At 63.5% G+C, this 12,239-nt stretch carries 12 protein-coding genes and 1 pseudogene; all 13 read left to right on the top strand.

Annotation, left to right across the window (positions count from 1 at the left end; translation table 11 throughout):
- Positions 1-24: 24 nt before the first annotated feature.
- The 13 genes and pseudogenes from D3874_RS17875 to D3874_RS17815 all read left to right on the top strand — a co-directional run bounded on the left by D3874_RS17875 (position 25) and on the right by D3874_RS17815 (position 12,222).
- The gene (locus D3874_RS17875; protein ID WP_158596091.1) at positions 25-321 is read left to right on the top strand and encodes a type II toxin-antitoxin system HigB family toxin; all 297 of its coding nucleotides are present in this window, start codon (positions 25-27) and stop codon (positions 319-321) included.
- A gap of 2 nt (positions 322-323) precedes the next feature.
- Positions 324-1,547, top strand: a complete 1,224-nt coding sequence (locus tag D3874_RS32495) for an ImmA/IrrE family metallo-endopeptidase (RefSeq protein ID WP_119779263.1) — start codon at positions 324-326, stop codon at positions 1,545-1,547.
- 1,095 nt (positions 1,548-2,642) lie between these two features.
- Entirely contained in the window at positions 2,643-3,224 is a 582-nt protein-coding gene (locus D3874_RS17860) for a TetR/AcrR family transcriptional regulator (protein WP_119779261.1), read from the top strand.
- Positions 3,225-3,376: 152 nt separating this feature from the next.
- The gene (locus D3874_RS17855) at positions 3,377-4,231 is read left to right on the top strand and encodes an oxidoreductase (protein ID WP_119779260.1); all 855 of its coding nucleotides are present in this window, start codon (positions 3,377-3,379) and stop codon (positions 4,229-4,231) included.
- Between the two features lie 29 nt (positions 4,232-4,260).
- Positions 4,261-5,529, top strand: a complete 1,269-nt coding sequence (locus D3874_RS17850) for an NADH:flavin oxidoreductase/NADH oxidase family protein (protein ID WP_199699132.1) — start codon at positions 4,261-4,263, stop codon at positions 5,527-5,529.
- A 49-nt stretch (positions 5,530-5,578) separates the two neighbouring features.
- Complete coding sequence (locus tag D3874_RS17845) at positions 5,579-6,409, top strand: alpha/beta fold hydrolase (protein ID WP_119782360.1); 831 nt, start codon at positions 5,579-5,581, stop codon at positions 6,407-6,409.
- A 77-nt stretch (positions 6,410-6,486) separates the two neighbouring features.
- Positions 6,487-7,185, top strand: coding sequence for a TetR/AcrR family transcriptional regulator (locus D3874_RS17840; RefSeq protein WP_119782359.1), 699 nt, complete (start codon positions 6,487-6,489; stop codon positions 7,183-7,185).
- Positions 7,186-7,360: 175 nt separating this feature from the next.
- A complete protein-coding gene (locus tag D3874_RS17835) occupies positions 7,361-7,936 on the top strand; it encodes a hypothetical protein (protein ID WP_119779258.1) in 576 nt (191 codons plus the stop codon).
- On the top strand, positions 7,933-8,283 hold the full coding sequence (locus D3874_RS29435) for a hypothetical protein (protein ID WP_199699131.1): 351 nt from the start codon (positions 7,933-7,935) through the stop codon (positions 8,281-8,283). Before D3874_RS17835 ends, D3874_RS29435 begins: the two co-directional genes overlap by 4 nt.
- Positions 8,280-9,452: a hypothetical protein gene (locus D3874_RS17830; protein WP_199699130.1), complete on the top strand. Its 1,173-nt coding sequence runs from the start codon at positions 8,280-8,282 to the stop codon at positions 9,450-9,452. The genes D3874_RS29435 and D3874_RS17830 overlap by 4 nt, the downstream gene beginning before the upstream one ends.
- 33 nt (positions 9,453-9,485) lie before the next feature.
- A complete protein-coding gene (locus D3874_RS17825; RefSeq protein WP_119779257.1) occupies positions 9,486-10,172 on the top strand; it encodes a DUF169 domain-containing protein in 687 nt (228 codons plus the stop codon).
- A gap of 147 nt (positions 10,173-10,319) precedes the next feature.
- Positions 10,320-11,180, top strand: a pseudogene (locus tag D3874_RS31645) (enoyl-CoA hydratase/isomerase family protein); the annotation flags it as partial.
- Between the two features lie 118 nt (positions 11,181-11,298).
- Positions 11,299-12,222: an alpha/beta hydrolase gene (locus D3874_RS17815; RefSeq protein ID WP_119779256.1), complete on the top strand. Its 924-nt coding sequence runs from the start codon at positions 11,299-11,301 to the stop codon at positions 12,220-12,222.
- Positions 12,223-12,239 lie beyond the last annotated feature (17 nt).

The following is a 12,239-nucleotide window of genomic DNA, read 5'->3' as shown; positions in this document are numbered from 1 at the left end:
GATCCTGAAATGGGAACGCTTTATATGAAGCTGGTCGGCGTGGAGATTATCGAGGAGGCGCAGAAGCGCCACGCCGACGTGGCCAAGCGCCTGTCGGCGTGGAAGGCCGAAGTTGCGTCGAAAACGACGGTCTGGACGTCCTACCAGGATATTCGGACTCGCTATCCGAAGACCGACAAGGTCGGGGAGCGATATGTTTTCGACATCGGCGGCAACCGGTTTCGGTTGATCGTGAAGGTCAATTTTGCAGCCGGGGTTGTCGCGGTCCGATGGTTCGGCACACACGCCGAATACGACAAAATCAACGTGGCGGAGGTTTAGACATGGCGCGCATCACCCCGATCCGAACGGAAGCCGACCATAAGGCTGCCCTGGCGCGGATCGATGTGCTCATGGATGCCGTGGCCGGAACTCCTGAGGCCGATGAGCTTTCCGTTTTGGCTGACCTCGTGGAAGCCTACGAGGCAAAGCATTTCCCGATTGAGTTGCCGACGCCGGTCGAAGCGATCCGCTTTCGGATGGAACAGGCGGGGCTCGAACCGCGCGATCTTGAGCCGTATATAGGCAGTCGTGGCAAGGTGTCCGAGGTTCTTTCCGGCAAGCAGCCGCTGACGTTGGCGATGATCCGTGCGCTTCACACGCATCTCGGCATTCCCGCCGAGGTTCTGGTTGCTGACGCCTCTTCGGCAGGGAACATCGCAGAGACATCTTCGCTCGATTGGGGCCGGTTCCCGATCAACGAAATGGCGAAACGCGGCTGGATTCGCTCGGTCGCCTCGGCAAATGCCAAGGCCAGAGATTTGATCGGCGAATTGATCGCGAGCGCAGGTGGCATGAAGGCTGTGCCGATGCCTCTGTGCCGACGCAACGACGCGATGCGCCAGAATGCCAAGACCGATACCTATGCCCTGCTGGCGTGGTGTCTGAAGGCGCTCGCGGCTTCCCGAGATCAGAAGTTGGTGGGAAGCTACAAAGCCGATTCGATCACGCTTGACGTGCTCACCGAGCTTTCGAAGCTGAGTGCGCATGAGGACGGGCCAAAGCGTGCAAGAGACGCGCTGTCCGGCCTTGGCGTTCACCTTGTCTGCGTTTCTCACCTGCCGAAGACTTATCTGGACGGCGCCGCCTTGCGTGCTGTCGAGGGCGGCGCGCCGATCGTTGCGCTGACTTTGCGCTACGATCGCATCGATAACTTCTGGTTCTCACTCCTACACGAGCTCGCCCACGTCGGGCGTCACTTCAACGGCGCGGCCGAGGCATTCGTCGATGATTTCAGTCTTCGCGAAGCGCCATCACGCCACGAAGACCCTCGCGAGAACGAGGCCGACGAGTGGGCCGAGGAAGCATTGATCTCGCGAGACTTATGGGCAACCGCGGGCCTGACATCGCATGCCAGCTATTCGGGAATAATTGCTTTCTCGCAGCGGATCGGCGTGCATCCCGCCATCGTTGCCGGACGGGTGCGCCATCAAACACGTAACTTCCGCGCGTTCGCGCCACTACTCGGAACAGGAGAGGTGCGCAAGCAGCTTGAAGTAACGCAATAAAAAAGGGCGAGGCATCGCCTCGCCCAAAGGAGATCCGGCAAGGTGATGACGCACCCTTGCAGGTGGCCGACCCGGCCCGAACGTATATTGACGACGCCATTAAGGCGCACGGACTCGGGAAAGCAAGTTCAATCTGCGTCAGATTGAAAGGAGGCCCGCCATGAGCGGACCTTTGAAGCCGGGGACGACTGCTCCCCGTTCTGGACAGTACGAGCAGGTCGGTTCCCGTGGTGGGCGCACCGGCGAAGAGCGCACCGTTACCCGCGGTGAGCCCCTTCCGCCGACTCCCAAGCCGGGCATGAGTTATGTGCTCGTCGATCCGACCAAAAACGGCTCCGGCCGTAAGTGACCGGAAGGCGCCGCAGGTAACTGCGGCGCCTTCCTACTTTTCGGCGAAGCGTTTCTAGTCGGCGAAGCGTTTCTAGTAAACCGGCGCCCGATCGCGCAGGGGGAGTCGATCATCGCCAGTTCCAGCGCCAAGCCGGGCGGCAGGCTTCGGATTTCGTCGGCAAGCCGTGCCTAGAACGCACGGGCCACAACCGACGGACAGACGATCTAGAAGGCGCCGTCACGCGGCCAGTCACTTGCTCGCCCCATTGATTGATCCCGGCGTGCAGCCTACCGAGGCCAAGCACGGCGAGGACGTGGGTGAGCCAGTCGGAACCGACGCCGATGCAGAAGCGCTCACTTCGGACAAAAGGCAGAGCCCGGGTCCGGCGCATAACGGGGGTTATGGAAACTGGGATCAAGATTGGGCGGTTTCCGCCCATTGCACACTCCAAACGACTTCACGGGCGACCAGCGACAGGTTCGCGAGAGGCCTCCGCTCAATCCAGTCCTGTCCACCAAACCTCCGTTTGACGGGCAAGAACCATGATGACCGCGCCGTGCCCATCTCAGGCGCGTGCCCTTCTGTCGGGCAGAAAGGCCCCGGCTTGCAGCGGAAGCTGATCCGGGGAAGCCGACCGAGCCCCTCCTGAGGGTAGGTGCGGTGCTAATGCAAACGATATCGGCGGGCCTCTATTCAGAGGAAACTTGCCGGTATCGGCAAGAGGGACTTGTACATTCTGAAATTTTCAATATGATAATCATCATATGAGAAACGCCAGCCCCAGATCCAAGGAAGCCACGCATCAGCGCATCGTCGATGCGGCCGCGCGCGCCATCCGGCACAGCGGCTACGACGGTACGAGCGTCGCCGACATCATGAAGCAGGCCGGCCTTACGCATGGCGGCTTCTATGCCCACTTCGCGTCGCGCGAGGCCATGCTGGCCGAGGCGGCTGACCGGGCCGGCGCCGAGTCCATCGCCACCTCCGCCCGTATCGCCGCCGCCGCGCCGCCAGGGCAGGCCCTGCAAGCCATGATGTGCGCCTATCTGTCGAAGGAGCACGTCAGGAACCTGGAAAGAGGTTGCCCCGTCGCCGCTCTGGGATCAGAGATGCCGCGCCAGGCACCCGAGGTGCGACGTGCCGCCACCCGCCGCATCAAGGAGATGATCGACTCGGTCGCCCGGCATTTGCCCGATTGGGGCCAGGCGGGCGCCCACGAGCAGGCATTGGTCATGGTCTCCACAATGGTGGGCACGCTGATGCTGGCCCGCGCCGTGGACGACCCCAAACTGTCAGACTCCCTGCTGGAGTCGGCACTAAAACACTTCGCCCCTGCTGGCCCGTGAGCGCCTTTGCGCCTGAGAGGACCTTTTGGTGTGAGCAAAAATATGATGATTATCATATATCTGTCGCTCAACAGCACTACGCCAAGCGATCCGGCGGTGGGTGTGCCGCCTTGCCCGTCACACTCGAATCCCACTGACAGGGAGGCATTGCCATGAGCCCCAAGAAATCCATTGCACTGGTGACAGGCGCCTCATCCGGCATCGGCAAGGCGACGGCCGAGCGGCTCGCCACGGCAGGCTACAAGGTGTACGGCACGAGCCGGCGCGGCGCGCAGCTCAATGAGCGGTCTTTCGAGATGCTGCCGCTCGACGTGACGAGTGACGCTTCAGTTGCGGCCGCTGTGAGCGAATTGCTGCGCCGTGAGGGCCGCATCGACCTGCTGGTGAACAACGCCGGCTTCGGGATCGCCCCCGCCGGCGCGGAAGAGAGTTCGGTCGAGCAGGCGCACGCGATCTTCGAAACCAACCTCTTCGGCATCGTCAGGATGACCCGCGCCGTCGTACCCCACATGCGCAAACAGGGAAGCGGCCGCATCATCAATATCGGCTCGGTGCTGGGCTTTCTGCCTATGCCCTTCGGGGCGCTCTATTCCGCGACCAAACACGCCGTCGAAGGTTACTCGGAATCCCTCGACCACGAACTGCGCACCAGGGGCATCCGCGTCTGCGTCATCGAGCCTGCCTACACGAAGACGGCGTTCGACGCGAACTTCGTGGAGCCCGATGCCAAGCTCGACGAATACCGCGAGATCCGCGCTGCGTTGAACAAGCTGGTGCAGGTTCTGATGCCAAAGGCAGACGATCCCGGCGTGGTGGCCGAGGTGGTTCTGCGGGCTGCGAAGGCAGCCCGGCCCAAGCTTCGATACACCGCCGGCGTCACCGCCGGCCGGCTGCGCCTGCTGCACAAATTCGCTCCCGCCGGTCTCCTCGATGCCGGCATCCGGAAGGATTTCCAGCTCGACGTGCCGACGGCATCAGCCGTGCGCAAACCGGCCGCAGCCCGATAGTCCGCCCCCGAAACACGCGAGAAACGACCATGCCCGACGCTTCCTCAATGGAAACCAATCTGCTGGCTCAGCCCCTGCGCCTGCCCAACGGCAGCACCATCCGCAACCGCCTTGCCAAGGCAGCCATGAGCGAGACCCTGGCCAGCTACGCCAACCGGCCGACCCCGAAGCTTATCGGGCTTTACCGGCGCTGGGCCTCGTCCGGCATCGGACTGCTCATCACCGGCAATGTGATGATCGACCGCCGCGCGCTGGGCGAGCCAAGCAACGTCGCGCTCGAGGACGAGGCCGACTTGCCGATGCTGCAGCAATGGGCGCGTGCTGCCACCGACCAGGGCGCGGCGATCTGGATCCAGCTCAATCATCCCGGCAAGCAGGCGACCAAGGGGCTCAACGCCGGCACGCTGGCCCCGTCGGCCGTACCGTTTCGCGAGGACATGGCGGCGCTGTTCGAAACCCCGCGCGAAGCCACCCATGCCGAGATCGAGGACATCATCCAGCGCTTCGGGCGCAGCGCGGCCATTTGCAAGAAGGCAGGCTTCAGCGGCGTGCAGATACACGGCGCGCACGGTTACCTGGTCAGCCAGTTCCTGTCACCGCACCACAACCGGCGCAATGACCAGTGGGGTGGCACCCCGGAAAACAGGCGCCGCTTCGTGCTGGCCGTTTATGCCGAAATCCGCCGGCAGGTCGGCAGCGACTTCACCGTCGCCATCAAGCTCAATTCCGCCGATTTCCAGCGCGGCGGCTTCACCGAAGAGGAATCGCTGGCCACGATGCAAGCACTCGTCGACGCCGGCATCGACCTGATCGAGATTTCGGGCGGCACCTACGAGGCCCCGGCCATGTCGGGCGCGATCCAGCAGCCACAGAAAGCCTCCACCGTGGCGCGCGAGGCCTACTTCCTCGAATTCGCTGAGAAGGCGCGTGCCTCGCTGAAGGTGCCGCTGATGGTTACCGGCGGCTTCCGCAGTGTCGCCGGCATGAACGCCGCGCTGCGTTCCGGGGCGCTCGACGTGATCGGCCTCGCACGGCTTCTAGCCATCGATCCGGACGCCCCGGCGACCTTGCTGCGGGGACACGACAGCCCTGTGCGCGTGCGCCCGATCAAGACGGGCATCCCGATGGTGGACCGCGCGGGGATCATGGAAATCTTCTGGTACACGCTGCAACTCGGTCGGATTGCCGGCGGCGGCGATCCGCGTCCCAACGAAAGCGGGCTTTGGGCGTTCCTGAAAGCAGCGACGAAGAGCGGCTGGGGCACCTTCCGGACCCGGCGCCAGCGCGCAAGGGCCTAGAGATTCTTGTCTCGGGGCGATGCCCCCCCTTGCCTTACAGGAGAGCCAAATGAAATGGAAAGATGTACCGACCCGCTCGATCAGCGTTGGCGGGGTACCTTTCGCTTATCGAGAACTCGGCCCCGATTCCGGCGTGCCGGTAATCTTCCTCCATCACCTGATGGCGGTGCTCGATGACTGGGATCCGCATGTAATCGATGGCATTGCTAAACAGCGTCGCGTGATAGCGTTCGACAACCGTGGGGTCGGTGCGTCGGGGGGATCGGTGCCGGACACGGTCGAGGAGATGGGACGCGATGCCATCGCCTTCATTCGTGCCTTGGGACTCAAGAAGGTCGACCTTCTCGGTTTCTCGTTGGGCGGCGGCGTAGCGCAAATGGTCGCGTTACAGGCCCCCGACCTTGTGCGCCGGATGATCCTTGCCGGAACGGGGCCCAGGGGCGGCGGCGGTATCGAGAAGATCACCCGGGTCGCTGTCATGGCCTACCTCAAAGCGGCGCTCACCCTGAGTGACGCGAGGAACTTCCTGTTCTTCCCCCGCACCCCGGACGGCAAGCGCGCCGCACGGGCCTACTTCGCCCGACTGAAGGAGCGCACCACGAACCGTGACACGCCCATTTCGCTGCAGGCTCGGCGTGCTCAGCTGAAGGCCATCAGAGCGGCTGGCTTGAGTGCTCCCGACGACCTCTCGGTCATCACTCAACCCGTCTTCGTGGCGAACGGCGACCGCGACCTCATGGTGGACAGCAGCCATTCAGCAGACATGGCGCGCCGCCTGCCGAATGCCAAGCTCACGATCTATCCAAATTCCGGGCACGGCGGCGTCTTCCAGTACCACGAGGCCTTCGTGACCGAGGTCCTGGACTTCCTCGCCGACTGATCGCAAGGGGATATCCTTATGAAGCAGGGGTGACATTGTTGTTGGAGAAATAACGACGTTATGGCATGACGTTGGCTATGGCAAAGCATCCCGCAGACTCTGATCTTCGCAGCCGGCTGATCGATACCGCCATCGGCCTGCTCGCCGAGCAAGGCCCATCGGCCATTCAAGCCCGCTCCATCGCCAAGGCGGCGCAAGTCTCGACGATGGCTGTCTACAGCAGCTTCGGCGGCATGCCCGAGTTGCTGGGTGCGGTGGCCGATCATGGCTTCCGGGTGTTGGTCGCGGCTTTCGAAAGCGCACCGAAAACGGGTGATTCCGTCACGGATATCTTCACCTTGGCGCTGACTCACCGGGCCGTCGCCAAGCGGAATCCGCATCTCTACGATCTCATGTTCGGCCTATCGACCAGGGGGGCCTACCGGGCAATCGAGCTTGAAACCCCGGCAGGTTCCGATACCCGGTCGGCCGCATTTCAGGCTACCTATGGCCACCTCATCGAGGCGTCCAGACGCCTGGTCGAGGCCGGCCGCGTTCGCAAGGACAATCCGGCTGTCATTGCCGCGCAGCTATGGAGCTTTGTCCACGGGTTCATCAGCCTCGAACTGGCCGGGCACCTGATCCAGTTCGACGACTGTGTTCGCGACGTCCTGCTGCCGCTGGGCATCAACATGGTCGTCGGACTTGGTGACCGTCCAGAACTCGCCCGCAAGTCGATCCTCGCGGCCGCCAGTGCGACGAGGTCAGCGGAGCGCGGCCAGGCAGCCGCGCGCTAACGGTCGCGGCCGCGCCTGGTACTTGCATTCAATGAGGTTGGGCGGCCATCGACAGACCCTTGCGGGCAGATAATAACGATGTTATAGGAGAAATAACGACGTTATAAATAGGAACCAGCATCGCTGCCGCGGTTGCCTGCGGCCGATACATCGGGGGCAAGGGGGATGAGCGCACATGGCACTGATTCCTGACATCGCACTGCGGATCCTGTTGTCATTCCTTGGGCACGGCCTCGCCCTGGGCTCGATCGCCGTGCCCTCGATCCGCTCGCAGATCAGCCGGAGTTTCACCTTCGAAATACGGGCGGGTACGCGGGTTGCGCGGCACTGGCGCTTCGATGCGCCCTCGCGGCGGATCAGTACCCATGCCGGTCCCGCGAAGGTCGTCGATCACGGGCTCGTGTACGCCAGCAGCGCCCGCGCGCTGCGTGCGCTGATTTCCCCGCGCGCCGTGGATCTGATCGTGCACGACGTCCTTCATGGGAAAGCCCAACTGTTGGGAAGCGCGTTCGTCCTGCTGTGGTTCTACGGGCTGACGCGCAAGCTGATCGCGATCGGTCGGGAGCAGTGCCCCAAGACGGCGATACCAGGGGCGTATCTGGCCCCGGATCCCGGCTCGACCGGCGCCGAGAAGATCGTCGTCCTGCCCGCCGTCAATGAACTGGATCCCAAGTGGTCGAACGCCTGGAACGCGCGCGCCACGCTTTGGGTGATCCGCGCCGCCACAGGCGAACCGATGCCGGAGCCATGATGGACATGCATTCTCAAGGCCTCAATGACCGCGCACTGGGCTGGTTTCGCTTCATGTGGGACAAGGCGACGACGGTCGATGACTGGAGCGATCAAGGCGAGCCGCATGCCTGGTGGGACCGCTACAGCGAGCCGCCGATGTGTGCGTTTCCGCGCTTCGACCTAGCGGAGATGGGGTATGTGCTGCCGTTGATGCTGGAGGCGACTCCCGCGTGGCGTGAAGCCTATACGCGCATCCTGGACGAACTGGCCCAACGATATACCTCGTTCTGGGGCGGGATCGACTGGAACACGCTGATCGGCCCCGATCCCAACGTCGATCGGTATCCCCCGAATGGCTGTGCATGATTCCCGAAAAGCTGCGGGGACGGTACGCGATGCCGGGGTGGACAGCCAACGGCGTGGAACCCTGGGGTCTTCAGCCAGACCCGATCGGTTGTGACGGCAACTTGTTCTACCGGGGTTGGCTCAACCTGCTGCTGGGGATGCGGCGCTACGTCTCCGGGGAACATCGCGAGCAGACGAGTTTCGAGGTCAGCGGCTACCAGAATCGCCGGTTCTCCTGGACGCACGAGCGTATGGCGAATTTCCTCTCCGCCCAGTTTGCGGCCAGGCCGCAGGGCCCCCATTGCGAAAACACCAAGATCTGGCCCTTTTGCATCAGCGCGGCCGGGTTGGGTCTGAAGCTTTATGATGGCTTGCTCGGCACGGCGCTGAACGACCCGTTTCTTGGATGGATCGAGTTCGCCAAAAAACACTACATGGGGCGCAACCGGCACGGTGCCATCGATTGGTTCGCGATGTACTACGACCCGATCGCGAAGGCGACCCTCACGCTTCCCGGGCCGCTCAACGCTTACAGCGGAATCTGTGTTCTCCACTACCTCTACCCGCAGGATCCTCAACTCTGCATCGAACTCTACGAGATGGCCATGCGGCAGCTCGGGTGGAGCAACCCCAAGGTCCCCCTCGTCCAACTGGCCGATGATCCGCAGATGCTGTCCACGGCGCTGTGGATGGCCCGAGAGCTGGGCGACGACATCACCGAGGGACGCATCCGCGAGGTCACCGAGACGCAATTCGAGCCGCGTTTCTTCGGCGACGAAAACAGCCGTTTCGCCTTCTGGCTCGGGCTGGAAATGCAATGGCCTCGTGGCCAGATCAACGCAACGATGATGATGACGGAGTGCTCTGAGCCGGGGGCATGGTCACGGGTATTCACCCGTCCAAACGTCGCGATGCACAGCGAACCCTCGGTGCGCAACGTCGACTATCCGAACCTGGGCCTTCGCCTGGCTCGCAACCACATGGACCGGCGCGAACTCGAGATCGTTACCACAGCGGTAACGCCATCGAAGAAAGGAACGCCGACCGAGTTCACCGTCGACCGGCTACCGTCCGGCAAGGTGAAAGTGATCATCGACGGACATGAAACGCCACACTGGCGGGAAGTCGGCACCGATGCGATTGCCATCAGCATCGATATAGACACCCATCACATCCGCGTTGCTTTTTGACCCGGCTTCATTATCGCAAAGAGGTAACGCTCCATGTCTAGAATTGCCGCATTGTCCCAGGATCTTGCCGAGCTTCTCGGGCTCGAGCATCCGCCCGTTGGCGTCTCGCTCTCGAAGACCCTTGTCACGATGCCGGCCGCTGCCGTCGCCGCTCAGCCGGCCGGATGCTGCTTCTGGGCGCCCGCGGAAACCCTGAAACTCCAGACTACCCCTCATGATCACGCGCATTGCAGCGTCGGCAGCTTTACCCACGGTCTGATCAGCCTGCACGCCGCAGCTTCGGCGCAGGATACCGCTGCCTTGGTCGCAAGCGGATGGGTGACCGCCGCCGACCTCGAAAGCACGCCGAGCCTGCCCTTCGCGCCCGCGACAATTACCTACGAGCCGCTGGCACAGGCAGAGGCCCCCGACGTGGTATTGATCCGCCTCACGCCACTGTCGCTGATGACGCTCCAAGCGGCTTGTCCGCGCCTGAGCCTGGTGGCGAAGCCGCAGTGCCAGATCGTCCCGCGGGCGTTTGGCGGCAGGGTGTCGGTCAGCCCCGGCTGCGCCGTGAGCCGTGTTCGCGCCGACCTCCCCGCAGGTGAACTCACCTGCGCCTTGCCTGCCTCCATGCTGGCCTCGATCGTGGACCGGCTCCGGCGCACCACCGGGGCCGACCGCGCCGTGGCCGCATACGCGGCGGCCGACCGGGCGTCGTTCACGGCCGAGCAAGCCTGAATCGGCGGCGACACAGACAGGCTTGCGCTTCAATAATAACGATGTTATTTTCATTATAACGATGTTATTGAAACGTCCTGAAGCATCGAGAGATCACCGATGGAGATCGTGTCCGCTCTCCATGCCCGCCAGCGGAGGAACTGAGAGATGACGAAAAAGCGCGTGTCAGTCGGGCGCATCGATGTGGAAATTCGCGGCCCTGTACTGATTGCACGGTTGGATGGCGGCCCTCTCGCGGAACTGGGCCCCGATATCGCCAGCGGGCTTACCTCACTGGTAGACAGGGTGGAATCCGACCGCAGCATCAAGGCGGTCGTCCTGACGGGAACGCATCCTGGGCGGTTCATCGGCCATGCCGAGCTTCGCTGGCTGCAGGAGGGTGGAAAGGCCACCCCATCCGTCGGGCGCGGCGCCGCATCAGCCATCGTCCGGACCGCCTCCGTTGCCCGCCGGACGCCGGGACTGTCGACCGTGGCGTCCTTGACCCCGCTGGGTGGGGCGATGCAACTCGACCGGCTGCACAACACCTTTGTCCGGATGAATTGCAGTGGCGCCATTTTCATCGCCGCCCTGAACGGGTCTGCGTTGGGCATCGGCAGCGAACTGGCACAGGCCTGCGATGTCCGCCTGATGGCGGATGGGGATTTCTTCATCGGCCAGCCCGAGGTGCTTTTGGGATTCAACCCCGGCGGCGGCGGCACCCAGCGTCTGACGCGGCTGGTCGGCGCCCATCGCGCCCTCATGATCATGCTCGAAGGGCGGCCGTTGCCGCCCAAGAAGGCGCTCGAGATCGGCTATATCGACGAGGTGGTGCCGCCCGAAGAACTGCTCGATCGCGCCATTGCCATGGGCAAGTACCTGGGCGCGCGGTCCCGGGATGCCATCGAGGCCATCAAGCGATCCGTGTACATCGGCGGCTCGATGTCACTGGAGGAGGGGCTGCGCGTGGAAAGCACCGAATTCCTCAAGGTGCTGCCGACCAGGCAGGCGCAGGAACTGATGCTCGGGTACATGGCGCGTACGGACCGCGACGGCGACCTGCCACTGTACGACCCGCGGCCTATGCCGAGGCCCTCGAGCGCGGCTACGTCCCCTCGCAGGGTAACGGGCCTGGGAAGTAGGGGCCATGTCGAAGCCACCCTACAAGTTCACGCGCCGGGATGTTCGCTTCGATTCAGGCGATACCTACTGCTCGGCCTGGCTCTACCTGCCGGTCGGGGTAAAGCGCCCCCCGATCGTGGTCCTGGGACACGGGCTCGGGGCTGTTCGCGAGATGCGCCTGGACGCTTTTTCGGAGCGCTTTGCCGCAGCGGGAATCGCGACCCTGGCGTTTACCTATCGCTTCTTCGGCGACAGCGGCGGAACGCCCAGGCAGCTGATGTCCGTGACACGCCAGCTAGCGGATTGGGAAGCGGCCCTGGATTTCGCTAAAGGCTGTCCCGATGTCGACGGTCGCCGCATCGCCGTCTGGGGCAGTTCGTTTGGCGGTGGCCATGCGATCACGGTGGCCAGCCGCCATCCGGAATTGGCTGCTGCTGTCAGCCAGTGCCCATTCACCGATGGCCTTGCCTCCGCGTCCGCGCTGGGGGTGAGGGAAACGATGCGCATGGTCCCGGTCGTCCTGCGCGACTTCGCGGCCAAGTTTCTCGGCCGCGCGCCGGTGATGGTGCCCATCGCGGCGGCGCCTGGCCAGCCGGCCCTGATGAACGCCCATGATGCCTTGCCAGGCTACCAGGCCTTGGTGCCGAAGGGGGTAAAGTTCGTCAACCATGTAACGGCGAGGGTGATCCCGGAGATCGCCACTTATCGCCCCGGACGCGCGGCCGCCAAAGTCGCGATCCCGATCCTGTTTTGTGTCAGCACCACGGACACCGTGACGCCACCGGATCAGACCATCGCCCTGGCGCGCCGGGCCCCGCGCGGTGAGATCAAACTCTATGCCGCAGGACACTTCGACTTCTACCTGGGCGAAGCCTTCGAACAACTCGTGGCGGATCAGACGCAGTTCCTGTCAAGGCATCTGCTGGGACCCGCCGGCGTCATGGCCTGAACCGGCCCGGTCACTGC

It is taken from the genome of Oleomonas cavernae (genome assembly GCF_003590945.1).
Taxonomy (GTDB): domain Bacteria; phylum Pseudomonadota; class Alphaproteobacteria; order Zavarziniales; family Zavarziniaceae; genus Zavarzinia; species Zavarzinia cavernae.
This window is presented reverse-complemented; position numbering and strand designations above follow the sequence as displayed.